General features: G+C 54.1%; 24 protein-coding genes. 20 read left to right on the top strand and 4 right to left on the bottom strand.

Going from position 1 to position 26,422, the window contains the following annotated elements; translation table 11 throughout:
• Nucleotide 1: 1 nt before the first annotated feature.
• The 17 genes from fabG to WCT94_RS06970 all read left to right on the top strand — a co-directional run bounded on the left by fabG (nucleotide 2) and on the right by WCT94_RS06970 (nucleotide 15,762).
• Nucleotides 2-736 carry a 3-oxoacyl-ACP reductase FabG gene (fabG, locus tag WCT94_RS07050; RefSeq protein WP_336868780.1) on the top strand — a complete coding sequence of 245 codons (735 nt, stop codon included), beginning with the start codon at nucleotides 2-4 and terminating at the stop codon, nucleotides 734-736.
• 154 nt (nucleotides 737-890) lie between these two features.
• The gene (gene acpP / locus WCT94_RS07045; protein WP_005970506.1) at nucleotides 891-1,127 is read left to right on the top strand and encodes an acyl carrier protein; all 237 of its coding nucleotides are present in this window, start codon (nucleotides 891-893) and stop codon (nucleotides 1,125-1,127) included.
• Between the two features lie 81 nt (nucleotides 1,128-1,208).
• Nucleotides 1,209-2,450 carry a beta-ketoacyl-ACP synthase II gene (fabF, locus tag WCT94_RS07040; RefSeq protein WP_336868778.1) on the top strand — a complete coding sequence of 414 codons (1,242 nt, stop codon included), beginning with the start codon at nucleotides 1,209-1,211 and terminating at the stop codon, nucleotides 2,448-2,450.
• A gap of 128 nt (nucleotides 2,451-2,578) precedes the next feature.
• Nucleotides 2,579-3,376, top strand: coding sequence for an aminodeoxychorismate lyase (gene pabC, locus WCT94_RS07035; RefSeq protein WP_336868777.1), 798 nt, complete (start codon nucleotides 2,579-2,581; stop codon nucleotides 3,374-3,376).
• Nucleotides 3,377-3,390: 14 nt separating this feature from the next.
• Complete coding sequence (gene mltG, locus WCT94_RS07030; protein ID WP_336868775.1) at nucleotides 3,391-4,410, top strand: endolytic transglycosylase MltG; 1,020 nt, start codon at nucleotides 3,391-3,393, stop codon at nucleotides 4,408-4,410.
• Nucleotides 4,400-5,059 (top strand): dTMP kinase, encoded by a 660-nt coding sequence (tmk, locus tag WCT94_RS07025; protein WP_336868773.1) that lies wholly within the window; start codon nucleotides 4,400-4,402, stop codon nucleotides 5,057-5,059. The genes mltG and tmk overlap by 11 nt, the downstream gene beginning before the upstream one ends.
• Nucleotides 5,059-6,069 carry a DNA polymerase III subunit delta' gene (gene holB, locus WCT94_RS07020; RefSeq protein ID WP_336868771.1) on the top strand — a complete coding sequence of 337 codons (1,011 nt, stop codon included), beginning with the start codon at nucleotides 5,059-5,061 and terminating at the stop codon, nucleotides 6,067-6,069. The genes tmk and holB overlap by 1 nt, the downstream gene beginning before the upstream one ends.
• A gap of 19 nt (nucleotides 6,070-6,088) precedes the next feature.
• The gene (locus WCT94_RS07015) at nucleotides 6,089-6,886 is read left to right on the top strand and encodes a metal-dependent hydrolase (RefSeq protein WP_336868770.1); all 798 of its coding nucleotides are present in this window, start codon (nucleotides 6,089-6,091) and stop codon (nucleotides 6,884-6,886) included.
• A gap of 313 nt (nucleotides 6,887-7,199) precedes the next feature.
• A complete protein-coding gene (ptsG, locus tag WCT94_RS07010) occupies nucleotides 7,200-8,633 on the top strand; it encodes a PTS glucose transporter subunit IIBC (protein WP_336868769.1) in 1,434 nt (477 codons plus the stop codon).
• Between the two features lie 222 nt (nucleotides 8,634-8,855).
• Nucleotides 8,856-9,206 (top strand): purine nucleoside phosphoramidase, encoded by a 351-nt coding sequence (gene hinT, locus WCT94_RS07005; protein ID WP_336868767.1) that lies wholly within the window; start codon nucleotides 8,856-8,858, stop codon nucleotides 9,204-9,206.
• An 83-nt stretch (nucleotides 9,207-9,289) separates the two neighbouring features.
• On the top strand, nucleotides 9,290-9,670 hold the full coding sequence (locus tag WCT94_RS07000) for a YcfL family protein (protein ID WP_336868766.1): 381 nt from the start codon (nucleotides 9,290-9,292) through the stop codon (nucleotides 9,668-9,670).
• Nucleotides 9,671-9,691: 21 nt separating this feature from the next.
• Nucleotides 9,692-10,282: a penicillin-binding protein activator LpoB gene (gene lpoB, locus WCT94_RS06995; protein ID WP_336868765.1), complete on the top strand. Its 591-nt coding sequence runs from the start codon at nucleotides 9,692-9,694 to the stop codon at nucleotides 10,280-10,282.
• On the top strand, nucleotides 10,263-11,156 hold the full coding sequence (thiK, locus tag WCT94_RS06990) for a thiamine kinase (RefSeq protein WP_336868763.1): 894 nt from the start codon (nucleotides 10,263-10,265) through the stop codon (nucleotides 11,154-11,156). Before lpoB ends, thiK begins: the two co-directional genes overlap by 20 nt.
• A gap of 63 nt (nucleotides 11,157-11,219) precedes the next feature.
• The gene (gene nagZ / locus WCT94_RS06985) at nucleotides 11,220-12,239 is read left to right on the top strand and encodes a beta-N-acetylhexosaminidase (RefSeq protein WP_336868761.1); all 1,020 of its coding nucleotides are present in this window, start codon (nucleotides 11,220-11,222) and stop codon (nucleotides 12,237-12,239) included.
• 303 nt (nucleotides 12,240-12,542) lie between these two features.
• Nucleotides 12,543-13,085 (top strand): alpha/beta hydrolase YcfP, encoded by a 543-nt coding sequence (ycfP, locus tag WCT94_RS06980; RefSeq protein ID WP_015840698.1) that lies wholly within the window; start codon nucleotides 12,543-12,545, stop codon nucleotides 13,083-13,085.
• 366 nt (nucleotides 13,086-13,451) lie between these two features.
• Complete coding sequence (locus WCT94_RS06975) at nucleotides 13,452-14,756, top strand: NAD(P)/FAD-dependent oxidoreductase (RefSeq protein WP_180777881.1); 1,305 nt, start codon at nucleotides 13,452-13,454, stop codon at nucleotides 14,754-14,756.
• Nucleotides 14,757-15,222: 466 nt separating this feature from the next.
• Nucleotides 15,223-15,762 (top strand): glycine zipper 2TM domain-containing protein, encoded by a 540-nt coding sequence (locus WCT94_RS06970; protein WP_100016671.1) that lies wholly within the window; start codon nucleotides 15,223-15,225, stop codon nucleotides 15,760-15,762.
• 86 nt (nucleotides 15,763-15,848) lie between these two features.
• Here WCT94_RS06970 and WCT94_RS06965 read toward each other — a convergent pair whose 3' ends face one another.
• Together WCT94_RS06965 and WCT94_RS06960 are read right to left on the bottom strand one after the other, a co-directional pair.
• The gene (locus WCT94_RS06965; protein ID WP_336868758.1) at nucleotides 15,849-17,042 is read right to left on the bottom strand and encodes an MFS transporter; all 1,194 of its coding nucleotides are present in this window, start codon (nucleotides 17,040-17,042) and stop codon (nucleotides 15,849-15,851) included.
• Between the two features lie 38 nt (nucleotides 17,043-17,080).
• On the bottom strand, nucleotides 17,081-18,289 hold the full coding sequence (locus tag WCT94_RS06960) for an MFS transporter (protein ID WP_336868757.1): 1,209 nt from the start codon (nucleotides 18,287-18,289) through the stop codon (nucleotides 17,081-17,083).
• Nucleotides 18,290-18,424: 135 nt separating this feature from the next.
• Here WCT94_RS06960 and WCT94_RS06955 point away from each other — a divergent pair, with 135 nt between their 5' ends.
• A complete protein-coding gene (locus WCT94_RS06955) occupies nucleotides 18,425-19,015 on the top strand; it encodes a TetR/AcrR family transcriptional regulator (RefSeq protein ID WP_336868756.1) in 591 nt (196 codons plus the stop codon).
• 62 nt (nucleotides 19,016-19,077) lie between these two features.
• On the opposite strand, the gene yegD is transcribed toward WCT94_RS06955, so the two are convergent.
• The gene (yegD, locus tag WCT94_RS06950; RefSeq protein ID WP_336868863.1) at nucleotides 19,078-20,430 is read right to left on the bottom strand and encodes a molecular chaperone; all 1,353 of its coding nucleotides are present in this window, start codon (nucleotides 20,428-20,430) and stop codon (nucleotides 19,078-19,080) included.
• Nucleotides 20,431-20,705: 275 nt separating this feature from the next.
• Here yegD and WCT94_RS06945 point away from each other — a divergent pair, with 275 nt between their 5' ends.
• Nucleotides 20,706-21,716, top strand: a complete 1,011-nt coding sequence (locus WCT94_RS06945; RefSeq protein WP_336868755.1) for an AraC family transcriptional regulator — start codon at nucleotides 20,706-20,708, stop codon at nucleotides 21,714-21,716.
• A 186-nt stretch (nucleotides 21,717-21,902) separates the two neighbouring features.
• Nucleotides 21,903-22,742 (top strand): oxidoreductase, encoded by an 840-nt coding sequence (locus tag WCT94_RS06940; protein WP_336868753.1) that lies wholly within the window; start codon nucleotides 21,903-21,905, stop codon nucleotides 22,740-22,742.
• A gap of 126 nt (nucleotides 22,743-22,868) precedes the next feature.
• Here the strand turns inward: WCT94_RS06940 and mfd are convergent, their stop codons facing one another.
• Complete coding sequence (mfd, locus tag WCT94_RS06935; protein ID WP_336868751.1) at nucleotides 22,869-26,321, bottom strand: transcription-repair coupling factor; 3,453 nt, start codon at nucleotides 26,319-26,321, stop codon at nucleotides 22,869-22,871.
• Between the last annotated feature and the right edge of the window lie 101 nt (nucleotides 26,322-26,422).

The following is a 26,422-nucleotide window of genomic DNA, read 5'->3' as shown; positions in this document are numbered from 1 at the left end:
AATGAGTTTTGAGGGGAAAATTGCACTGGTTACCGGTGCAAGCCGTGGTATAGGGCGTGCCATCGCCGAGACGCTGGTTGCCCGCGGGGCAAAAGTCATTGGTACCGCAACCAGCGAGAAAGGTGCAGAGGCGATTAGCAGCTGGCTGGGTGATAACGGTAAAGGTTATATGCTGAATGTTGCTGATGCAGCATCAGTAGAAAGCGTATTGGCAGAAATTCGCGCGGAATTCGGGGAAGTTGATATTCTTATCAATAACGCTGGTATCACGCGTGATAACCTTCTGATGCGTATGAAAGATGATGAGTGGCACGATATTCTGGATACCAATTTGACGTCGGTATTCCGTCTGTCTAAAGCAGTAATGCGTGCCATGATGAAGAAACGTTTTGGCCGTATCATTACCATTGGTTCTGTTGTGGGAACGATGGGTAATGCAGGACAAGCTAACTACGCGGCAGCGAAGGCGGGGCTGATTGGGTTCAGCAAATCCCTCGCGCGTGAAGTGGCTTCTCGTGGTATTACGGTTAACGTCGTCGCGCCTGGATTTATCGAAACAGATATGACTCAGGCATTGACAGAAGAACAGCGAGCAGGCATTTTGACGCAGGTTCCAGCTAACCGACTCGGTGATGCTAAAGAAATCGCCAGTGCTGTTGTATTTTTAGCCTCTGATGAAGCTGCTTACATTACTGGCGAAACATTGCATGTCAATGGCGGCATGTATATGATCTAAAAAGCTCGAAAACTATTTGCATTATTTGCGGTGATAACCGCAAAATAGCACAAAATCGTGGTTCGACCAGCCGAGATTTTGTTGCATCTTTTCAAACATTTTATACACTACGAAAACCATCGCGAAAGCGAGTTTTGATAGGAAATTTAAGAGTATGAGCACTATCGAAGAACGCGTTAAGAAAATCATCGTTGAACAGCTTGGTGTTAAGCAGGAAGAAGTCGTAAACAATGCTTCTTTCGTTGATGACCTCGGCGCTGATTCTCTTGACACTGTTGAGCTGGTAATGGCTCTGGAAGAAGAATTTGATACTGAGATTCCAGACGAAGAAGCTGAAAAAATCACGACTGTTCAGGCAGCCATTGATTTCATTCAGGCTAACCAGCAGTAAGCGAACATATCTAGGCGGTCATTCGACCGCCTAAGTTTTTTTGTCCCGCAGTGTCTTTTTTTCCCTCCCTGGAGGATAAGCGTGTCTAAGCGTCGAGTAGTTGTGACCGGACTGGGCATGTTATCTCCTGTCGGCAATACAGTTGAGTCTACCTGGAGTGCTCTTCTTGCCGGTCAGAGTGGTATCAGCCTGATCGACCATTTCGATACTAGTGCCTATGCAACGCGTTTTGCTGGCTTAGTAAAGGATTTTAATTCTGAGGAATTCATTTCGCGTAAAGAAGCTCGCAAAATGGATGCCTTTATTCAATACGGTGTTGCTGCTGGCGTTCAGGCCATGCAGGATTCCGGTTTGGAAGTAACGGAAGAGAACGCGCCGCGTATCGGTGCGGCGATTGGTTCCGGCATCGGCGGTCTGGGTCTTATTGAAGAGAACCACACAGCGCTGGTGAACGGCGGTCCGCGTAAAATCAGTCCGTTCTTCGTGCCGTCAACCATCGTCAATATGGTGGCTGGGCATCTTACTATCATGTACGGGCTGCGTGGCCCGAGTATCTCTATTGCTACGGCCTGTACGTCTGGCGTGCATAATATTGGTCAGGCAGCTCGCATCATTGCTTACAACGATGCGGATGTGATGTTGGCCGGCGGCGCAGAAAAAGCCAGTACGCCATTGGGCGTTGGTGGATTCGGTGCTGCTCGTGCGTTGTCTACGCGCAATGACGATCCTCAGGCGGCAAGCCGTCCGTGGGATAAAGATCGTGATGGTTTTGTACTAGGTGACGGTGCTGGCATCATGGTGTTGGAAGAGTATGAACACGCGAAAAAGCGCGGTGCGAAAATCTATGCAGAAGTTGTTGGATTTGGCATGAGCAGCGATGCGTATCATATGACGTCTCCGCCAGAGAACGGTTCGGGTGCAGCACTGGCGATGGAAAACGCCCTGCGTGATGCGGGTGTATCAACGAGCCAGATCGGCTATATCAACGCGCATGGCACCTCTACGCCTGCGGGGGATAAAGCTGAAACACAGGCGGTGAAATCCGTGTTTGGTGCGGATGCTAGCAGCGTGCTGGTGAGCTCGACAAAATCGATGACGGGTCACTTGCTCGGTGCGGCAGGCGCGGTGGAGTCTATCTTCAGTATTCTTGCTCTGCGCGATCAAGCCGTTCCGCCAACGCTTAATCTGGATAACCCAGATGAAGGCTGCGATCTGGATTTTGTGCCGCACGAAGCGCGCCAGGTCAGCAATATGGAATATGTGTTGTGCAACTCTTTCGGCTTCGGTGGAACCAACGGTTCTCTGATCTTCCGTAAGATTTGATTGCAATAGCGTCTTAAAAAAACCCGGTTTCCGGGTTTTTTTTTGCCTGCATAAAATCAGACACACCTGCTTGTCTGCAATGCAACTTTACTGGCAAGCTGACGATGATGAATGATGCGGAGCTTATTATGCTGTGGATTAATGGCCAGTTGCAGGAACAGCTTTCGGTGCTCGATCGGGCTACGCAGTACGGCGACGGCTGTTTTACGACAGCCAGAATCAGCGCTGGTGAGGTTGTCTGGCTTGATCGACATATCACGCGTCTGCAACAGGCTGCTACACGCTTGTTATTTCCGACGGTTGACTGGGAAAGTCTGATTGCGGAAATGAAACAGGCGGCATTGGGGCAGGCGGACGGCGTAGTGAAAGTGATGCTAACGCGCGGTGCTGGCGGGCGTGGTTATAGCCCTCAGGGCTGTATGCAGCCAACCCGAATTGTCATGCAGGCAGGCTATCCAGCGCACTATGTCGACTGGCGTGAGCAGGGCATTAGTCTGAATCTTAGCCCGGTGGCACTCGCTAAAAACCCGCTGTTGGCGGGGATAAAACATCTGAATCGGCTTGAGCAAGTGCTGATTCGTGCGCATCTTGACCAAACTTCAGCCGATGAAACCCTCGTGCTTGACACCTCTGGTGCGCTAGTGGAATGCTGTGCCGCTAATTTATTCTGGCGCAAAGGTAATCACGTCTATACGCCGGATGTATCTCAGTCTGGTGTGGATGGCGTGGCCCGGCAGCATATCATCGCCTCGCTGGCAGAGGCTGATTTCGTGCTACAGATCGTCAGTGAACCTGTGACCACACTGTCCGATGCGGATGAAGTGCTGGTCTGTAATGCATTAATGCCGATAGTCCCCGTGAATCAGGCGCATGTCTGGCGTTACCACTCCCGAGAGCTTTATCGATTCCTGAGTTCTGACTGCTAGTAGATGGTTGATTTATGAAGAAAAAGAAAGTTGGTTTGCTGATTATCGCTGCCGTTGTTCTGATGTTGTTGGTAGCGTGGCAGAAAATGCAGCGTTTTGCTGGTTCTCCATTGGCTATCGAAAAGGAGACGATTTTTACGCTTCCGGCCGGTACGGGAAGAGAAGGGCTGGAAACACTGCTTCTCGATCAGAAAATTATCACTGATGGCGCATTTTTCCCCTGGCTGCTGCGTCTCGAACCCGAGTTGGCAAAATTCAAAGCAGGTACGTATCGCTTTACTACGGGTATGACCGTACGCGAGATGCTGGCATTACTGTCCAGCGGAAAAGAAGCGCAGTTCTCCATCCGTTTTGTCGAAGGTTCACGTCTGAAAGAGTGGCTCACCACGCTGCAACAGGCACCTTACATCAAACACGCACTGGCCGATAAAACAGAGCAGGACATCGCCACTCAGTTGGAAATCAACGATAAGACGAATCCGGAAGGCTGGTTTTATCCAGATACCTACGCCTACACGGCGGGTACGAGCGATAGCGCCCTGTTGCAGCGTGCGCATCAGCGCATGAAAAAAACGGTGGATGAGGTATGGAAAGGGCGCGAAGACGGATTGCCGTATAAGACGCCAGACGAATTGCTGACGATGGCATCAATCATTGAAAAAGAAACGGCCATCAATGAAGAACGTACTCAGGTCGCTTCCGTTTTTATCAATCGGTTACGGCTTGGCATGCGCTTGCAAACCGACCCCACTGTGATTTATGGCATGGGGGATGACTATAAAGGCGTGATAACCCGTAAAGCATTAGACACACCGACGCCTTACAATACCTATATTATTTCCGGCTTGCCGCCTACGCCAATCGCGATGCCGGGAAAAGCCTCATTAGATGCGGCTGCGCATCCAGCCAAAACGTCATACCTGTATTTTGTGGCGGATGGAAAAGGCGGACACAGCTTTACCACTAACCTTGCAGATCATAATCGTGCTGTGAGGGTATACCGCTCAGCGTTAAAGGAACGGGATGAACAGTAAATTTATCGTCATTGAAGGGTTGGAAGGGGCGGGGAAGACCACCGCGCGTAATATCGTGGTAGAAACACTGCGGTCACATGGCGTGAAAGAGGTGGTGTTCACGCGAGAGCCCGGCGGTACACCGCTGGCAGAGAAGCTACGTGAGCTTATCAAGCAAGGTATGACCGATGAGAAGGTCACCGACAAAGCGGAAGTCCTGATGTTGTACGCTGCCAGAGTTCAACTGGTGGATAACGTCATCAAGCCTGCGTTGGCTAACGGACAATGGGTTATTGGCGATCGTCACGATCTTTCTTCACAGGCTTATCAGGGAGGGGGGCGTGGGATCGATCAGCAACTGCTGAGTTCACTGCGCGATACCGTGCTGGGGGATTTTCGTCCTGACCTGACGCTCTATCTTGATTTGCCGCCCGCCATCGGTTTGCAGCGTGCCCGTCAGCGAGGTGAACTGGATCGGATTGAGCAGGAATCGCTGGCGTTTTTTGAACGTACTCGTTCCCGCTATCAGGAACTGGCAGCGGAGGATGACAGCATCCTGACGATTGATGCTTCACAATCGATTGATGCCGTCAGTGCGGATATTCAGGCAGCACTACAGCAGTGGTTGCAGCAACAAGGGTTGCAGCCTGTTGCGCAGGGGCAGGGCTGATGGATTGGTATCCGTGGCTGAATGCATCCTATCGACAGCTTATTGGCCAATATCAGGCGGGCAGGGGGCATCATGCGGTGTTGCTGCATGCGCTGCCGGGCATGGGTGATGAGTCGCTGATTTATGCGCTGAGCCGTTGGCTGATCTGCCAGCAGCCTGATGGGATGAAAAGCTGCGGCAAGTGTCACTCTTGTAACCTGATGACCGCAGGAACGCACCCAGACTGGCATGTGTTAAGCCCGGAGAAAGGCAAGCAGAGTCTGGGTGTTGATCCGGTGCGTGACGTCGTGGAAAAAGTGTATCAACACTCCCGACAAGGCGGCGCAAAAGTGATCTGGCTGGCTGCCGCTGAGCAACTGACAGAAGCGGCTGCGAATGCACTGCTGAAAACGCTGGAAGAACCGCCACAGAATACCTTCTTTTTATTTGGCTGCCGTGAACCGGCCCGTCTGTTGGCCACATTGCGCAGCCGCTGCCTGTATCACTATCTGGATGTCCCGAGTGAGACACAGAGCGTGCTGTGGCTGAATGCTCGCCATCGCCATGACAGCAAGGCATTGCGCACGGCATTGAGATTGCAATCGGGCGCGCCGCTAGCCGCCGAGGCGCTATTACAGCCAGATCAGTGGAAGCAGCGCATCGGGCTATGCCAGACATTCTCTGCTGCGTTGATTTCACGGGATCAGCTTTCGCTGATTGCGCCGCTGAATCATGACGATGCGGATACCCGCATTCACTGGCTGGCCTCGCTACTGTTGGATGCCATGAAATGGCAGCAGGGAGCGAGCGAGCATTGGGTGAATCAGGATCAGATCGAACTGGTTGAGCGTCTGGCGCGCGAGCCTGCTGCACATTTGCAGTATGAGCTGCAACAGTGGCTGGCCTGCCGACAAAAATTGCTGACCGTCACGGGTGTCAATCGTGAGCTATTGCTAACGGAACGCCTGCTTGATGGGGAACGCACGTTTGCGTCGTCGGTTAAGCGTGACAGCCATCCTTTTTCTATTTAATTACTATCGAGTAAATATCATGTTGTTAGTGGATTCCCACTGTCATCTTGACGGTCTGGATTATCAGTCATTGCATAAAGATGTCTCCGACGTACTGGAGAAAGCGAAACGTCGCGATGTCGGCTTCCTGTTGGCGGTGGCGACTACGTTGCCCGGCTATCGTGCCATGCTGGAGTTAATCGGCGAGCGCGATAACGTGGCGTTTTCCTGCGGCGTTCATCCGCTTAATCAGAAAGCCCCTTATGATTATGTCGAGCTGCGTGAGTTAGCCAGCGCCAGCCGCGTGGTGGCGATGGGGGAAACGGGTCTGGATTATTTCTATCAGCAAGAGACGAAAGCCCAGCAGCAAGAATCGTTTCGTGAACATATTCGTATTGGCAATGACCTGAACAAGCCGGTCATCGTGCATACGCGTGCCGCCCGTGAAGATACGTTGGCGATTCTGCGTGAGGAACAGGCGGAGAAATGCAGCGGTGTTCTGCACTGCTTTACCGAGGATTTAGTGACGGCGAAAGCGCTGTTGGATATGGGATTCTATATCTCGTTTTCTGGCATCGTGACGTTCCGTAATGCAGAGGAACTGCGTGACGTTGCACGCTATGTGCCGCTGGATCGGATGCTGATTGAAACGGATTCCCCTTGGTTAGCGCCGGTTCCGTTCCGGGGTCAGGAAAACCAGCCTGCGTATGTGCGCGATGTCGCGGAATACCTTGCCGTGCTGAAAGGCACATCGCTGGAAACCCTCGCTGCCGCTACGACAGAAAACTTCTCCCGCCTGTTTCACATCGATCCGGCTCGGTTGACCGCCGCGCAATAGTGGCTGAGAATAGCCGAGTTTTTTTTATCCGTGTAATTAATAGCGCTGCATAATCCCCTTGATCAGGTTTTTCCTCTTCAAGGGGACATGTTTTTTAGCGAGATATCACAAAAAAGTGCAATATCTGTTCGAACTCAGCCTGTTGGCTTGTGGAAACGTGATAGCAATCAAACATTGTGGGCGCTATTTATTTTACTCTGCGTAAAAATTAAAGGGGGCTAAGACACCCCAACTCGCAAAGGCCATCCTCCCCGTCTTTGCTTATATGAAGTATCAGAAGTAAAAGCACTATTACTCAGGAGCACACTCAATTATGTTCAAGAATGCATTCGCAAACCTGCAAAAAGTAGGTAAGTCGCTAATGCTGCCCGTATCCGTACTCCCTATCGCAGGTATCCTGCTGGGTGTCGGTTCGGCCAATTTTAGCTGGTTGCCTGAAATTGTCTCCAGCGTCATGGCACAGGCCGGTGACTCGGTGTTTGCCAACATGCCGCTGATTTTTGCTATTGGTGTTGCCCTGGGCTTCACTAATAACGACGGTGTTTCCGCACTGGCGGCGGTGGTGGCTTATGGCATCATGGTCAAAACCATGGCTGCGATTGCGCCGCTGGTTCTTAATCTACCGGCTGCCGAGATTACTGCGAAGCACCTGGCGGATACCGGTGTTCTGGGCGGGATCATTGCCGGTGCGATTGCCGCGTATATGTTTAATCGCTTCTACCGCATTCAACTGCCTGAGTATCTGGGCTTCTTTGCCGGTAAACGTTTTGTGCCGATTATTTCCGGTCTGACGGCGATTGTTACCGGAGCGGTGCTGTCTTTCATATGGCCACCGGTCGGTAGCGCTATCCAAACGTTTTCACATTGGGCAGCAAATGAGAATCCGATGTTGGCATTCGGTATCTATGGGGTCGTTGAACGTTCTCTGGTACCGTTTGGTTTGCACCATATCTGGAACGTACCTTTCCAAATGCAGGTTGGTGAGTTCACCAATGCGGCGGGTCAGGTTTTCCACGGTGATATCCCTCGTTACATTGCTGGTGACCCGACTGCAGGTAAATTGTCCGGCGGCTTCCTGTTTAAAATGTACGGTCTGCCGGCTGCAGCGATTGCTATTTGGCACTCAGCTAAGCCAGAAAACCGGGCGAAAGTGGGCGGCATCATGATCTCCGCGGCGCTGACCTCGTTCCTGACGGGTATCACTGAGCCGATTGAATTCTCATTCATGTTTGTTGCGCCGATCCTGTATGTGATCCATGCGATTCTGGCGGGTCTGGCGTTCCCAATCTGTATCCTGCTGGGTATGCGCGATGGTACGAGCTTCTCTCACGGTCTGATCGACTTCGTGGTACTGAGCGGTAACGGTAGCAACCTGTGGCTGTTCCCGATCGTTGGTCTGTGCTATGCGCTGATTTACTACACTATCTTCCGTGTTCTGATTGCGAAACTGAACCTGAAAACGCCAGGCCGTGAAGATAGCTCCTCTGAGCAAACGTCACAGGACAGCACTGAAATGGCTGCCGCACTGGTTAGCGCGTTTGGTGGTAAAGAAAATATCACTAACCTGGATGCGTGCATCACCCGTTTGCGTGTTAGCGTAGGTGATGTGGCTAAAGTTGATCAGGCTGGCCTGAAAAAACTGGGCGCAGCGGGCGTGGTTGTAGCAGGTTCCGGCGTTCAGGCCATTTTCGGTACCAAATCCGACAACCTGAAAACCGATATGGACGACTACATCCGTAACCACTGATGTGTTGTTGGGGAGTGGTAAAAAGGGGCGAAAGCCCCTTTTTTATGGTCGCAACAAACGCGCATTTTCCATTATAAGGCTAGCGTGCCGATCATTTTTCTGGGTGTCGTATTTTGACCAACCGCACCAGAAATAGACGAAGAAGGTTGAAAGAAATGGAATATGTCACTCATACTGCCTACATGACGTCGTTCAATGCCAGCTTTAACAAGGAAATCAATCATGGCTGAAGAAACCATTTTTAGTAAAATCATTCGCCGGGAAATCCCTGCCGATATCGTCTATCAGGATGAACTGGTCACCGCCTTCCGTGACATTGCTCCCCGTACGCCAACCCATATACTGATTATCCCGAATGTCCTGATCCCGACCGTTAACGATACGGCGCCTGAGCATGAAGCGGCACTGGGACGGATGGTGACGGTTGCGGCGAAGATTGCACAGCAGGAAGGTATTGCAGATGACGGTTATCGTCTGATCATTAACTGCAACCGACACGGCGGGCAGGAAGTCTATCACATCCACATGCATCTGTTGGGTGGCCGCGCATTAGGGCCTTTGCTGGCAAACTAGATCTTATAGACCAGGTTCTATAGAACGAGGTTCGATGGTCATGGGTAGACTATCGTGCGAGAAAACCATCATGCGAGAACATCATGCGTAACCCGATGCTTTTTCTATCCGCGTGCTTGATAGCCGGACTACTGGCGGGCTGTAGCGCGCCAAAGGTGCTGACCATCAATGAACGGCAAACGCTGGTATTGGATGCCCCCGTGCTGTCGGCGGGCATTACGGCGGGGAATCCGTCGCTGGATTCAGAAAAGGGTCGGCTGCGTGCTTCTTCCGTCGTCAGCAACGACGCCTCACAGGCGGTGACCGTGCATTACCGCTTCTATTGGTATGATGAAAACGGGCTGGACGTGCTGCCGTTCGAAGACGTGCAGTCCATTGAACTCCCGCCACAGACGGAAATGACGGTGCTTTCAACGCGCAGCAGTCCCACTGCGCGTCAGGTTCGCCTTCATCTGTTTTTGTAATGGTGTGCAGAGAGAGAAAATATGAAAAAGTATCTAGGTGTGATACTGGCGGCATTGGTACTGACAGGGTGCCCCAGCCGCCCACCGGAACCGACTGAGCCGCCTGCGACGATTGAGCCCGTTGAGCCTCAAGTGCCAACTACGCCAACTACGCCAACGCCGCCGCCGGGGGAATCTGTCCCGCAACCGCCGAAAATCCAGACGCTGAACTGGGAAGCCAGCATTAATCCGCTGGTGGCACAGATGCTGAAAGCCGATGGCGTCACGCCGGGCAGCATACTGCTGGTGGATAGTGTGAAAAACAATACCAACGGTTCCCTGCCGATCGCGAAAGCGACAGGTGCGCTGTACAGCGCGTTATCTTCAGGCAAGGCGTTTACGCTGGTACCGCGCGAGCAGTTGGCCGCTGCGAAGCAAACGCTGGGTCTGTCGGTTGACGACAGCCTGGGATCGCGCAGCAAGGCGATTGGCCTGGCACGTTATGTCAGCGCGCAGTATGTGCTGTACAGCGACGTCAGTGGTGATGTGAAATCGCCGCAGATCGACATGCAACTGATGCTGGTGCAGACCGGCGAAATTGTGTGGTCCGGTAATGGCGCCGTTCAGCATTAAGCAGGCAGGTATCCAGCAACAACTGACTGCGGCGATCCAGAAGTATTTTCCTGCCGTGGAGATAGCGGATATTCGCTTTGAGTTGGTTGGCGGATTGAGTAGTAAAAGCTGGCGTATCCGCGGGCCGGGCATCGAATGGCTTGCGCGTCGACAGTCGCCAACCGAGCGAAAGATGGGCGTCGATCGCCAGCGAGAGTTCGCCCTGCTGCGGCAGATGTCCGCGATAGGACTTGCGCCACAGCCGCTGCTGTGGCGCGACGGTTGGCTTATTGTCGAATGGGTGCCGGGGCGCATTGCCACGTCTGATGAGTTCCTGATGATGCTGGCTAATGGTGAAGTGGCGCGTGTCTTGTCTCAGCTTCATCGTCTGCCGCGTAGCGGCCACCCCCTCGATCTCAAAATGCTATTCGCTCAGCACTGGCAACTGATGGATCCGCGCCGCCGTTCGCCCGCGCTGCTGCGCGCCCACCACTATTTTCAGCGAGCGCCGTTGCCCACGCCTTTGGCGCTGGCGCCTCTCCATCTGGATGTGCATGCTGAAAACTTGCTGATCACGCCACAAGGAACGATGCTGATTGACTGGGAATATGCCTCAGATGGCGATATTGCCTTTGAGCTGGCGCTCATTGTGCGAGCCAGCCAGATGGACAGTATGGCGCAAAGGTATTTTCTGCAGAGCTACCAGAGACATCGGCGAGGGTTTTCTGTGAGCCGCCTTCAGCAACAGATGGGGCAGTGGTTCCCTTGGGTCGATTATCTGGTATTGATGTGGTTCGAGATACGCTGGCAGCAAACGAAGAACCCTGAATTTTTAGCGGACATTCCCGCACTCTATCATCGGCTACAATCAGGCTATCGGCTACAGGCAGGCTGACGGTGTGGTTTTGGTCGTCGTGGTTATTTTACTCAGCAGTACACTCTAAAGAATGAGGTTTTTGTGGGTCCGGTAATGTTAGATGTCGCCAGCTATGAGCTGGATGCGGAAGATCGTGAAGTGTTGGAACACCCGCTGGTTGGCGGCGTTATTCTGTTTACCCGTAATTTTCATGATGCGGCGCAGTTACGTGAACTGGTACGCCAAATCCGCGCGGCGTCGCGCGAACGTCTTGTGGTGTCTGTGGATCAGGAAGGCGGGCGCGTTCAGCGTTTTCGAGACGGATTTACCCGCCTGCCTGCCGCGCAGGCCTTCGCAGCATTAAATAGCGAACCAGAAGCCTTGCGTCTGGCGGAAGAGGGCGGCTGGCTGATGGCGGCAGAAATGATCGCGATGGATATCGACATTAGCTTTGCGCCGGTGCTGGATATCGGTCACCAGAGTGCGGCAATTGGCGAGCGCTCATTTCATGCCAATCCAGAGACGGCGTTGGCAGTCGCGCAGAGCTTTATTCGCGGCATGCACAGCGCGGGTATGAAGGTTACGGGTAAGCACTTCCCCGGCCACGGTGCGGTCAGCGCCGATTCACATAAAGAAACGCCGCGCGATCCGCGTCCGCTTGCGGAGATCCGCGCCCACGACATGTCGATTTTTAAAGCGCTGATCCAGCGTCAGCAACTGGATGCGATCATGCCTGCCCATGTGATTTATACGGAGGCCGATCCCCACCCCGCTAGCGGTTCGTCCTATTGGCTTAAAACGATTCTGCGTGAAGAGCTGGGCTTTGATGGCATTATTTTCTCTGACGATCTTTCGATGGAAGGTGCCGCGGTGATGGGCAGTTACCCCGAGCGGGCGCAGGCGGCGCTGCAGGCGGGATGTGACATGATTCTGGTCTGCAATCATCGGGAAGGCGCCGTCAGCGTGCTGGATAACCTGTCCCCGGTCAAAGCGGAGCAACTAACGCGCTTATATCATCAGGGTTCGTTTTCTCGTCGGGAACTGCTGGATTCGCCGCGCTGGAAGCAGGCTAATCAGGCGCTCACATCACTCAGTGAGCGCTGGCAGGCGCATATACACTAAATAATTCGAGTTGCGTGACAAAACGTTAGCGTTTTGAACAACGCTCTGCGTTGACCCTTTAGGGCAAGGCCCATTTATGGCCTTGTAACGCGGCAACTGCGCGAATCCCCAGGAGCTTACTTAGGTAAGTGACTGGGGTGAGTAAGGACAAATCGGCTTAGCCGATTTGAACGCCGCTTGAGGCGGCCCTTCAGGGCGAGGCTCAGAAATGAGCCGAGTATTGCCAACGCACAAGCAGCTTGAAGTATGACGGGTATAAAAATGGCGAGAAATAGGCAACCCAGTCTGTGGTGAGGATGAAAGATGATTATCTATTTACACGGTTTTGACTCGACCAGTCCCGGTAACCATGAAAAGGTCTTGCAGCTTCAGTTTATTGATGAAGATGTACGGCTGATTAGCTACAGCACGCTGCATCCGCGTCATGACATGCAACATCTGCTCAAGCAGGTGGACAAGATGATTCAGCATTCTGACGACGATCGTCCGCTGATCTGCGGCGTGGGGTTGGGCGGTTTCTGGGCAGAACGGGTAGGTTTCCTGTGTGACATACGACAAGTCATCGTCAATCCTAACCTGTTCCCGCAGGAAAACATGGGCGGGAAAATCGATCGGCCAGAAGAGTATGTGGATATCGCCACCAAGTGCGTAGCGAATTTTCGTGAAAAGAACCGCGATCGCTGCATGGTGATGCTCTCCCGTCATGATGAAATGCTCGACAGCCAGCGCAGCGCGCAGATGTTGGGTGCGTATTACGAGATTGTCTGGGACGACATTCAGACGCATAAATTCAAAAGCATCTCCCCCCATTTGCAACGGATCAAAGCCTTCAAAACGCTGGGTTAAGCCTGCCTGCGCGATGATGTGTTAATCACCGCGAGTCGTTCCTTCTGATGCCTTCGTTTGGGGGGATCAGGAGGAATAACGTGATTTATTTACTTTCCTTAGTGCGAGTAGCGACGCATTTACGCACGATTCAGCATTTTTTCTTCACACAGACCTCCGCTAATTCACTGAAATAAAGATGGAATTTTCTTGGTAAAAACCTGGGTGACAAAATAAATTGATATATATCAATTTTGGTATGACCAAATAACTTAGCGTGCTATTCTTGCTGCAGATATCAGGCTTAACTTACGCGAACCCTATGTTATATAAGGATATTATTTTTTACTCTTTATTAACCATTGGTTCACATTTTAGGGGGTCATTTTGACATCACCAACCAAAAAAATTGTCATTGTCGGCGGGGGAGCTGGCGGACTTGAACTGGCTACAAGTTTGGGCCACAAGTTAGGACGCAAGAAAAAAGCGGAGATCACGCTGGTGGATCGTAACCACAGCCACCTGTGGAAACCACTGCTGCATGAAGTGGCGACCGGCTCGCTGGACGACGATATGGATGCGCTAAGCTATCTGGCGCACGCCCGTAATCACTATTTCCAGTTCCAACTGGGCATGCTGACGGATATCGACCGTGAGCAGCAGCAGATCCAACTGGCCGAAGTGTGTGACGAGCAAGGCGACGTTCTGGTTGCGGCGCGTCGTATCCCGTATGACATTTTGGTGGTGGCGTTAGGCAGTGCCTCAAATGACTTCGGTACGCCGGGCGTGAAAGATCACTGTATTTTCCTGGATAACCCGAAGCAAGCCCGCCGTTTCCATAATGAAATGCTGAATTTGTTCCTGAAATTCACGGCGAATCAGGATGAAAAAGAGCGAGTGAATATCGCGATTGTGGGCGGCGGTGCGACGGGCGTTGAACTGTCTGCGGAACTGCACAATGCGGTGAAACAGCTGCACAGTTACGGCTTTGACGGGCTGGATAACCAAACGTTGAACGTCACGCTGGTGGAAGCGGGTGAGCGTATTTTACCTGCGCTGCCGCCGCGTATTTCCGCGGCAGCACATCAGGAACTGAACAATATTGGTGTTCGTGTATTGACGAAAACCATGGTGACCAGCGCCGAAAGCGGCGGTCTGAATACGAAGGACGGTGAATTTATCGAAGCCGACCTGATGGTTTGGGCGGCGGGCATCAAAGCACCGGATGCGATGAAAGAGATTGCAGGTCTGGAAACAAACCGGATTAACCAACTAGTGGTTGAACCGACGCTACAGACGACGCGCGATCCTAATATTTTCGCCATCGGCGACTGTGCCTCCTGTCCGCAGGAAGGCGGCGGCTTCGTACCACCCCGTGCGCAAGCGGCTCACCAGATGGCATCACGCTGCCACAGCAATATCATCGCGTTGCTGAACGGACAGACGTTGAAACCTTACGTCTATAAAGATCACGGCTCGCTGGTTTCGCTGTCTAAATTCAGTACGGTTGGCAGCCTGATGGGGAACCTGATGCGGGGCTCCGTAATGGTAGAAGGGCGGATTGCACGTTTCGTGTATATCTCCCTGTATCGCATGCATCAGGTTGCCCTGCATGGCTATGTGAAAACAGGCCTGATGATGCTGGTTGGTGGGATCAACCGGGTGATTCGCCCGCGCCTCAAATTGCATTAATCCACAACGATTGACATCCTTCTGATACGGGCGTGAACGTGAGTTCATGCCTGTATTGTTTTTATCATCGGCTTACTTTGGCTCTCTCGAAAAAACGTGCCTCCCACCAGCGCATTCACAAGACGGTGTCCCTTAGCCGTACCTCTATTCGCTGTATTACTGAGTTCCTGAAATAACAGTATAAAATATCGTCCTATTAGCAATTCCAGTTAAGATAATTCCCAAATGACGCTTTTATGTTACGAATCTGACACTTTTGGTTAGTTAGTCTTATTGCGAGAGTGTGAAACATTGTGCAGACTTTCCACTGTTTACAGATGGCGTAGCACGCACGTCGAAAATTCTGAATGCTGACATTCAGAAGGAACCATCGGATTCATCGCGTTAAACGCGAGCTGGCGTAAAGCAAATCTTACGGCAGGATTGCAGGTGGGGAATGCGTGAGAATAGATTCGGGAGGTATCCTGTGAACAAATCAATGTTAGCGGGTGTAGGTATTGGTGTGGCTGCGGCATTGGGTGTGGCGGCGGTGGCGAGTATGGATGTATTTTCCTCTAAACCTCAGTTTGCACAGGTGCTAACAGCAACACCAATTAAAGAAACGGTTAAAACGCCTCGTCAGGAGTGCCGTAACGTGAGCGTGACGCATCGTCGTCCGGTACAGGATGAAAACCAGATTGCTGGCTCGGTGCTGGGTGCTGTCGCGGGTGGGGTTCTGGGTCACCAGATTGGTGGCGGACGCGGTAAAGATATCGCGACGGTAGCGGGCGCGTTGGCAGGTGGTTATGCCGGCAACCGTGTACAAAGCGGTATGCAGGAAAATGATACGTACACGACGCAGCAACAGCGCTGTCAGACGGTGTACGACAAATCACAAAAAGTTCTGGGTTATGATGTCACCTATAAAATCGGCGACCAGCAGGGTAAAATCCGCATGGATCGCGATCCTGGTCCACAAATTCCAGTAGACCGAAACGGGCAATTAATTTTGAACCAGCAGAGTTAACTGACCTCCAACGTCTACGTTTTTGCGCTGACACCATCGCTAAAAACCGCGAGACACCTGAAAAAGGTGCTCGCGGTTTTTTTTCATTATCCTATCTTGTTGTTTTCGATCCGCGCCATGCTCAGGGATAACAGCAAGGCGCCAACGGCACATCCGCCTGTGAGCCAAAGCGTGGTGAGTAGCCCTGCGCTATCCACAGCCTGACCACCAATCCATGACCCGAACGCAATGCCAACATTGAAAATGCCAACATACAGCGCGGCGGCGATCTCCACGGCGCGCGGCGCAGCCTTCATCATCCATGTCATCAACCCGACAGACACGCCGCCGTAGGCCAGTCCCCAGGCCAGCAGCGCCACGCCGCCGCCGATGTGTGAGGCACCGATGGTCAGGAACAGAATCGGGGTCAACAACAGCCCCAGTACGATCGCCATCAAGGCCAGCGCAGTGCGCCTTGCCGCGATGAGGCCCGCCAGAAAATTGCCGACGATGCCTGCCATGCCATAGGCGAACAGCAGTGCGCCAATCCAGCGCACATCGAATCCCGATACCGAGAGCAGCAGCGGGCGCACGAAGGTAAAGGCCATGAAGTGTCCGGCGACCAGTAACAGCGTCAGAATCAGCCCGACTTGCAGCTTACGGTTGGCTAGCTGCTCAGCGAATTGGTGCACTGTGACTGAATGGGTAACGGGCAGTGCAGGAATGACGGCGAGGTGGAACATCAGCACCAGCCCGCTAAAGATGGCCATACATCCAAAAGCCCAGCGCCAGCCGATAAGATCGCCAATCAGTGTACCGAATGGCACTCCGAGCACGGATGCTGCCGCGACGCCGCCAAAGATAATCGATGTCGCCAGTCCGATGGCGCGCTCGGGAACCAGTCGTGCAGCCAGACCGCCGGCAATCGCCCAGATGCCGCCCATGCAAAAGCCGACCAGTACACGCGCCGCCAGCATCCAGCCTATATCCGGTGCCAGTGCCGAGGCGATGTTGGCGATAGCCAGCAGCGTTAGCAGTCCGCATAGAATTCGGCGTCTATCCACGCCGCCGGATGCGATCACCACCAGTGGGGCGAACAGAGCCGCCAGCAGGGCGGGCAGCGAGATCATCAGACCCGCGGTTCCGGTAGAGGTATTCAACGTATCGGCAATCGGATTCAGCAGGCCGACCGGCAGCATTTCCGTTGTGACCACAGAGAAGGTCGCCAGGCCGACCGCGACGACGGCCAGCCAGAGATGCTGTGCAGCGGTGGCTATTGGGATAGATGGAGAGGTACTCATGGTTCAGTCCTTAACTTGGGAAACGAGTGATGTCACCGTCAGGCGGCATTGGCAAGATAAGCGGTGTTTGTCCGCAGACGCAGATAGCCCCACAGTGCGACCAGCAGCACCAACGCGCCAGCGCACAGTGCCACGGTGAACCCACCCCGTGCGCCTCCGTTATCGACAACGTGACCTGATACCGCTGCGCCGAGCGCCACGCCGATATTCAGCCCTGCCAGCAGCCAGGTCATGCCTTCGGTCAGACGGTGCTCGGGTACCAGACGCTCGACCAATGACATCGCCACGATCATGGTAGGAGCGAAGAACAGCCCGGCGATCAGGACGGCTAACGCCAGCGTGGGAATGCTGCCAACGAACAATAGAGGGAGCGTGGTGATTGCCGTAGCCAAACCGCCCAGCAACAGCAGGCGGTGCAGGGCAGTTCGTAGCTTGAGAGCGCCGAACAGCAGCCCGGCCAGACAGGAACCTACAGCATAAGCCGACAAGACCAGACTGGCCGCCGCTGGTTGACCACGCTGCGCGGCGAAGGCGACGCTGACGATATCCACGCTGCCCACGATGATGCCCATCGCGAGCATCAACAGCGTCAGCAGGCGTATGTTGGCCTGTTTAAACACCGAACCGGAACGCTCGTTGCTGGTACTCATTGCTGCCACAGGTGGCTCGGTGCTGCGTTGTGTCACCAGCGCAAACACGCCTATCACCAGCAAGATCGCGGCTGCCAGCGGGCCAGCCTGAGGAAACACCGCGACAGACAGCCCGACAGCTAGCGGTGGCCCGGCGATAAAGGTGGCTTCATCGAGCACGGTTTCCAGCGAGTAAGCGGTTTGCAAGCGGGTGTCTCCCCGATAGATCGCCGTCCAGCGTGCTCGCACCATCGCCGATAGGCTGGGCATGAAACCGGCCAGCAAAGCGCCAATGAACAAGGTCCACTCCGGGGCCTGCAACCAGGAACTGATGAGCAGAAGCAGCATGCCAATCACGCTGACGGCGGTGGCGATAGGCAGCACGCGGCCTTGTCCGTGACGATCGACCAGACGGGAGATCTGCGGCGACAGCAGCGCGTAGGTCAGGACAAAGGTGGCAGAGACTGCGCCAGCCAGCGCATAGCTGCCGCGCAGTTGCGACAACAGGGTGATAATGCCGATGCCTGTCATGGACAGCGGCATTCGCGCCAACAGGCCTGCCAGCGCAAAGCCTTTTGTGCCGGGCGCAGAGAAAAGTTCGCGATACGGGTTAACCATCTCGTTCTCCAAAGTGAATCCGCTTGCCACCATATCGCGGCACAGCGACAATACATACATAGCGTATGAATAAAAGCATATATTCATACGGAGTGAATGTAAATAATCATACGGAATGTATGTAAAGGAGTGTCGATGGTTCGCCGTACCCGTGCTGAAATGGAAGAAACCCGCGCTACGCTGTTGGCGACCGCCCGTAAGGTCTTCAGCGAACGCGGTTATGCGGATACCTCAATGGACGATCTTACCGCGCAGGCGAGCTTGACCCGTGGGGCGCTTTATCATCATTTTGGTGATAAAAAGGGATTGCTGGCGGCGGTAGTGGAACAGATCGATGCTGAGATGGATGAACGACTGCAGGTCATCTCCGACACCGCCGAGGATGTCTGGGACGGTTTTCGTCGTCGCTGCCGTGCCTATCTGGAAATGGCGTTGGAGCCGGAAATTCAGCGGATTGTGCTACGCGATGCCCGTGCCGTGCTGGGTGGTGCCTCACCGGATTCACAGCGTCATTGCGTTGAGTCGATGCAGCGGCTGATCGATAACCTTATCCGGCAGGGCGTAGTGGCTGAAGCCGATCCGCAGGCGTTGGCATTCTTAATCTATGGCAGTCTGGCTGAAGCGGCGTTCTGGATTGCGGACGGAGAGGATGGTAATGCGCGGCTGGCACAAGGCGTTGCCGCGCTGGAATTGCTGCTACGGGGGCTGTTAGTCAAGCCACGCTAGTTAATCAAAAATAAATAACACGATGGCCTGACGAGACGGATAGCTTACGTCTCGTCTTTGGCTTAACGGCGAAAGATAATTTCTGCCCAGCGCGCCAGTCCGGCGGTAACGGAACCAAAATCGTTACCGCTGGCGATAGGAATATCAGGGAGCAGTTGCTGAATAGCCTGACGCAGCAGGGGAGAACGTGCGCTACCGCCGGTCAGGTAGATCACTTCCGGACGGGTCTGACTGGTTTCTAACGCCAACGTCACCTGCTGCTGAATGCGAGTTAGCGGATTATCGATCGCGGCGTTAAGTTCATCCGCATGAATGCACGTTGCCAGACCTGATTCAATAAAGTGTAAATCGGCTGCCGTTTCCGACTGATTGGACAGCGCAATCTTGCTCTCTTCCGCCAGTTGGATCAGACGGTAGCTTAGGCGCTGTTGCCATACGGTCAGCAGTCTTTTTACCAGTTCGGGCTGACGCGCATCGCGGATCATTTCGTTGATTAACGTGCGGCTGGCGGTGCTATGAAACTCTTTTTGCGCCGGAATATCGTTAATCGCGACGGCATTCCACCAGGTCATAATCGGCAGTGCGATGCCTTTTTCCGTCTCGCTATTCATGCCAAGCAGCGGCATGAGCTGTTTGAACGCGAGCATGATGTCCAGATCGTTACCGCCAACGCGGCAGCCGCTGTGTCCTAACAGACTTTGCGCGCGTTCGTGCTGTTTATGCCACTCTGGCCCCATCAGCAGCATGGAACAGTCGGTGGTTCCGCCGCCGATATCCACGACCAGCACGCGTGTTTCTTTCGTCAATGTCGATTCGAAATCCAGCCCGGCGGCGACGGGCTCAAACTGAAAGACGACGTCTTCAAATCCGGCGCGGTGTGCCGCACGATCTAAGATGCCTTGCGCCTGCTGGTTGGCTTCTTCGCCGCCGATACTCTGGAAGTTAATCGGGCGGCCGATGACGGCCTGACGAATAGGCTGGGCAAGCTGGCTTTCTGCCTGCGTGCGGATATGCAGCATCATGGCGCAAACCAGATCTTCAAACAGCGCAATCTGCTGCGCTTTCAGTCCGACAGCCCCGAGGAAGGACTTCGGCGATTTAACAAACCACGTCTCTTCCGGGTCATCCATATAGTGGCGTAACGCCTCGCGCCCGAACTTCACGCTATCGGGCTGCACGCGAATGTCTTCCTCGCGGTTGTAGCTGATGGCGCGCTTGAGCAGCAACGCGTTCTCGCCTTCTGCGTTGACCTGATGGTGCCGCCATAACCACTCGCTCACGGCTTCACGCACGGGCGCGCACAGCAGAGAGGAAAGATAAGGAGACCCATTTTCCAGCGACAGGAGCCGTGGTGTACCTGAATCCATCACTGCCACGGAACAGTTCGCCGTGCCGTAGTCAAAACCGATAAACATCGTCGTGCCCCATGCCATGAAAATTTCCGGGAAAAACGTTTAACGTCGCACCGGCGACGGCCCGGAAAGGCGCCGCCAGAGATGACGGGCCATAAAAAGGTTGGCGACTTTACTGCGTTCCGGCAGGGCTTGTAAAGTCTGATGTATTGCCCGGCGATGGCATGAATTGCCACCATTCTGGCGCATATAGCAAGTTTTCTGCCCTTATTTTACCCTAAAATGGCAGCTTGCTTATCAACCGACGATTCCATCACCAGATGGTCTGAGAAGTGAAGATGACACGCAGCGAAATATTTTTTCTCAACGCGGGCTGGAAGATCTTGTTGAAGGATTTGGGTGTTCGGCCTGTGAATGTAATGCGCAGGGCTGGCCTGCCGGATGACTTACTGTCGAGAAGCGCCGTGGGGCTCTCTACGGCAGAATATTTTCGCTTTTGGCAGGGGCTTGAAGAGGAGGTCGGTGCACCGCTATTTCCTCTGGATATTGTGAAAAAGGTTTCCGCTGACTTTTTTGATCCTCCACTTTTTGCCGCGCTGTGCAGCACCAGCCTGATGCAGGCCGCTCAACGACTGGCAAAGTACAAGCAGTTGATGGCTCCGATGCGTCTGGATATCCGGGTAGGTCAGGATGGTAATATGACGCTGGCACCTGTCTGGCTGTATGCACAAAGCGAGGTGCCATTCTCATTGCAGATTGCGGAGCTTGCCTTTTTTATTCGTTTGGCGGAGCTGGGTACGCGTGAATCTGTCAATGCGCTTCATGTCGCTCTGCCTGTGCTCCCGCCGTCGCCGTATTCCCGCCATTACACCCATTTTTTTGGGTGTGACATTGTGTATGGCCCACAACCGTTAATTACCTTTTCATCAACCGACAGCCTGAGTCCATTCCTGACGGCCAGTGATGGAATGTGGAAGATTTTCGAGCCTGAACTTCGCCGTCGCCTGAGTGAACTGGATGAGAAGGCCAGTATTACCGAGCGTGTTCGGGCGCTGCTATTGGAATTACTGCCCGGTAATAGCGCAGGTGTCGATGTGGTTGCGGGCCGCCTGGCGATGAGCAGGCGAACACTCCAACGGCGCCTGGAAGAAGAAGGAGAAAACTTTCGCTCACTGCTGAACCGTACGCGTGAAAAACTGGCACGACATTATCTCGAGAGCACATCAATGCCCGCGGGTGAAATCGCTTTTCTTCTCGGGTTTGACGATCCGAACTCCTTTTACCGAGCGTTCCATGAGTGGACGGGCCAGACCCCGGACAGCGTTCGCAATACGGCGCGCTTACACTGACAAACCGCCTTACAGTAACAACGCCACGCTATTTGAATACCGGTTTTGATGATTGGCGCATAAGGCAAGTGACATGGCGCAATACGCTATCCCCGTGGTTGATAGTGTCGCCTACAGTACATCACAAGGACGATGATGAGCACATCGCGTGCGTCACCGTGTTATGTCAGCAATAAGGGCCAATGTATGAAATCAAAAGTTATTCTGGTGACTGGCGCCTCCTCGGGGATTGGTGAAGCGACCGTTATGCGTTTAAAGGCCGCCGGCCATACTATTTATGCTGCTGCTCGTCGGGTCGAGAGGATGCAGAAACTGGCAGAGGCGGGGATACGGGTACTGCCGCTGGATGTGACAGAGAGTGTCTCGATACAGACGGTGGTGGATACCATCATTGCCGAATGTGGGCGTATCGACGTTGTGGTAAACAATGCGGGTTATGGTTCCTATGGCGCTGTGGAAGAGGTGTCTCTAGAGGAAGGACGCGCCCAGTTTGAGGTGAACGTCTTTGGTGCAGTACAGCTAACGCAACGGGTACTGCCGCATATGCGGGCACAACGTTCTGGCACCGTGATTAACATTACCTCGATGGGCGGGAAGATTTATACACCTCTCGGTGCCTGGTATCACGGAACCAAATTTGCACTGGAAGCGATCAGCGACTGCCTGCGTCTGGAAGTGGAGCCTTTCGGTATTGATGTCGTGGTCATTGAACCGGGTGGCATTAAAACCGAGTGGGCAGATATTGCCGCCGCGAAACTGTTGGGGGTATCAGGGGACGGCGCCTATGCAAAACAGGCACAGGCGATGGCCGATTCCATGGTGAGTGAACGTAGCCGGAAACGCCAGTCTTCCCCGCATGTGATTGCTGACACTATCGCTCTGGCAGTGAGTGCTCGTCGGCCCAAAACACGCTATGCCGTCGGTTTTGGTGCAAAGCCGATAATGTGCATACGTCGGCTGCTATCAGACCGTGCCTTTGACCGCTTCATGCGTATGGCGACCGGTATTTCTCGCTCAACTAAATGAGATAAAAAGGAAATGAGATGAATTCCGACGTAGCGTGGCCTGCCACCGGCGTGACATGGCTACAGCACGGGAGCGGTTGGTATAAACGGGAACCTTCAGGTTCCCGTTTATACTCGTCAAAGCGAGTTACGCCGCCAGCGTATGCTGCGCCATGTTCCCCAGCAGTGAGCCGATAAACTCGATGCGCTGCGGACGGTCGCTCAAATCCTTCATGAATTTCAGGCGGGTTGGGCCATCAAGACGGTAGGTGCTCGGATCGCGCTGTAACAGGCCGATAAGGTGGGACGGATCGACGCGATTTTGCTCGCTGAATTCGATAAATCCACCTTTCTCATTGCCTTCAATACGGCGAATACCCAGCGCTTGTGCCTGCTGGCGCAGGGCGGCAATCTGCAACAGATAGCGGCTTGCATCAGGAAGGAGACCGAAACGATCAATCAGTTCGACCTTTAGTTCATCCAGCTCGTCGGTGGTTTTCGCACTGGCGATACGTTTATATAACGACAGACGCGTATTGACGTCGGGGATGAAATCATCGGGCAGCAGAGCAGGCAAACGCAGTTCGACGTCGGTCTGGCTGTTGATCAAATCTTCCAGCGATGGCTCCCTGCCTGCTTTTAAAGCATCGACGGCGCTTTCCAGCAGTTCCATATACAGCGAGAAACCGACGCTGGTCATCTGTCCGCTCTGGTCTTCTCCAAGCAGCTCGCCCGCACCGCGGATTTCCAGATCGTGCGTGGCCAGCGCAAAGCCTGCGCCGAGGTCTTCCAGCGAAGCGATCGCTTCCAGACGTTTCTGCGCATCGGTGCTCATCGCTTTAGGATTCGGCGTCAGCAGATAGGCGTAAGCCTGATGGTGGGAACGCCCCACGCGGCCCCGTAGCTGGTGCAGCTGTGCCAGACCGAAATGATCGGCACGTTCAATGATGATGGTGTTGGCGCTTGGAATATCGATCCCGGTTTCGATGATGGTGGTACACACCAGCACGTTAAAACGCTGGTGGTGGAAGTCGTTCATGACCCGTTCCAGTTCGCGTTCACGCATCTGGCCGTGGCCGATAGCGATGCGCGCTTCCGGCACCAGTTCCGCCAGTCGCTGAGTGGCTTTCTCGATATTTTCGACATCGTTATAGAGGTAATACACCTGCCCGCCGCGCAGAATTTCACGCAGGATGGCTTCGCGCACCACCAGATTGTCATATTCGCGCACGAACGTTTTCACCGCTAAACGACGGGCAGGGGGCGTGGCGATGATCGACAGATCGCGCATCCCGCTCATCGCCATGTTGAGCGTGCGCGGAATTGGCGTGGCGGTTAGCGTCAGGATGTCGACATCCGCCCGCATCGCTTTGATGCGCTCTTTGTGACGCACGCCGAAGCGGTGTTCTTCGTCCACAATCAACAGCCCTAAGTCGCGCCAGCGCACGTCGCTCTGCAACAGCTTATGGGTGCCGATCAGAATATCGACCTTGCCTTCCTGGGTTTCCTCCAGCACCTGAGTTTGCTCACGCGCACTGCGGAAACGGGAGATCATTTCAATCTTCACGGGCCAGTTGGCAAAGCGATCGCGGAAGTTGTCAAAATGCTGTTGCGCCAACAGCGTCGTCGGCACCAGTACGGCAACCTGTTTATGGTTTTCAACCGCCAGAAACGCGGCGCGCATTGCCACTTCGGTTTTACCAAAGCCGACATCGCCACACACCAGACGGTCCATCGCCAGCGGCTGGCACATGTCGCTCAGCACGGCGTTGATGGCCTGCGCCTGATCGGGCGTGGTCTCGAAGGGGAAACTTTCGCAGAAAAGCTGATACTGCGTTTTGTCATGCTTAAACGCAAAACCGCTTTTCGCCGCGCGCTGAGCATAAATATCCAGCAGTTCGGCGGCGACATCACGTACTCTTTCCGCCGCTTTTTGCCGCGCGCGTGACCACGCATCGCCACCCAGTTTATGCAGCGGTGCATTTTCATCGGCACCGCCCGCGTAGCGGCTGATCAAATGCAATGAGGAAACGGGGACGTACAGCTTGTCTTCGCCCGCATAGGTCAAAATCAGGTATTCGGCTTTGATGCCGCCCGCTTCCAACGTGGTCAGCCCGGCATAGCGACCCACGCCGTGTTCAAGATGGACGACGGGCTGCCCCGGCCGTAGTTCCGCCAGGTTGCGGATCAGCGTATCGGTATTGATCGTGCGGCGATTATCCTGACGACGGCGGCTAACGCGTTCGCCCAGCAGATCGCTTTCGCAGATTAAGGCGCGCTGGCGCAGCGTGTCGATAAAACCGTGCTCACTGGCACCGATGATCAGGTAAGTGCCGCGTTCCTGAGCCTGCTCCAGCGTGCTGATGAGCGTAGGGTTCAGTTTGATGCGTGCCAGCAGCTCTTGTAGCGTTTCGCGACGGCCTTCACTCTCAACGGAGAAAATGATCTGGCCTTCGGATTGTTCGATAAAGCGGCGCAGCGCATCCAGCGGGGATTTCTGCTGATGCTGAATCGCCAGCTCCGGCAGCGGCAGATAGGCCAGATTCACGTTAGCGGCTTTTTCCGGCAGCGTATCGGTTCTCAACTGCACGCGCGGCCACGCTTTCAGCTCCGTGAACAGACCGTCTACCCGTAGCCAGAGTGAGTCTGACGGCAGCAGCGGGCGCATAGGGTCGACGCAGCGGCTTTCAAAACGCTGCTGAATATCCTGCCAGAAGCGCTCGGCGCTCTGTTCGATATTCCCCGTGTTGACGATCAGCGTGTTGTTCGGGAAGTAGCTGAACAGCGATGGCAGCGGTTCACTGAAAAATAACGGCTGCCAGTATTCGATCCCTGCTGGCCAGACGCCTTTGCTGACCTGTTGGTAGATGTGCTCGGCATCACGCCGGACCTCGAACTGTTCGCGCCACTGGCTGCGAAAGAGCTCAATGGCGGTTTTATCCGTTGGGAACTCGTGCGCAGGCAGCAGATTAATGTGCGGCACTTCATTCAGCGTGCGCTGCGTATCCACATCGAACAGACGCAGACTGTCGATCTCGTCATCAAAGAAATCGATACGATAGGGCTCTTCGCTCCCCATCGGGAACAGGTCCAGCAGCGCGCCGCGCGTGGCATATTCACCGTGTTCCATGACCTGATCGACACTGCGATAGCCCGCCTGCTCCAACTGCGAACGCAGCTTATCGCGCGAGAGGCGCTGGCCTTTTTTCAATACCAACGCATGGCCGTGCAGGAAACTGTGCGGACAAACGCGCTGCATCAGCGTGTTGACCGGCAGAATCAGAACGCCGCGCGTCATGTTGGGAAGCTGGTAAAGAGTGGAAAGGCGGGTCGAAATAATTTCCTGATGCGGAGAAAAACTATCGTAGGGCAGCGTTTCCCAGTCAGGCAACGTGGTGACGTGCTGGTCGGTAAATTGCTGAATCTCATCGCGTAAGCGCAGGGCATTTTGCATATCAGGGGCGATAAGTACCACCAGCCCGGCGTGGCGTTCAATAATTTCTGCACATTCAACGGCGCAGGCAGCACCGGTTAACTGGCCCAGCAGGCGCTGCTCACCGGCTTTGGATGGCAGCGAATAACGGTAATTTTCAGGCATCATCTGATTATCGGGTCTCGCCTCCCTGCATCCGGCCAGGAATAAGAAAAAGCCGTAGAGTGAGGGTGTTAGGGTTCCATAAAGCAGTACTACCCTTTATTATC

The sequence above is a fragment of the Pectobacterium sp. 1950-15 genome, assembly GCF_037136835.1.
Taxonomy (GTDB): domain Bacteria; phylum Pseudomonadota; class Gammaproteobacteria; order Enterobacterales; family Enterobacteriaceae; genus Pectobacterium.
This window is presented reverse-complemented; position numbering and strand designations above follow the sequence as displayed.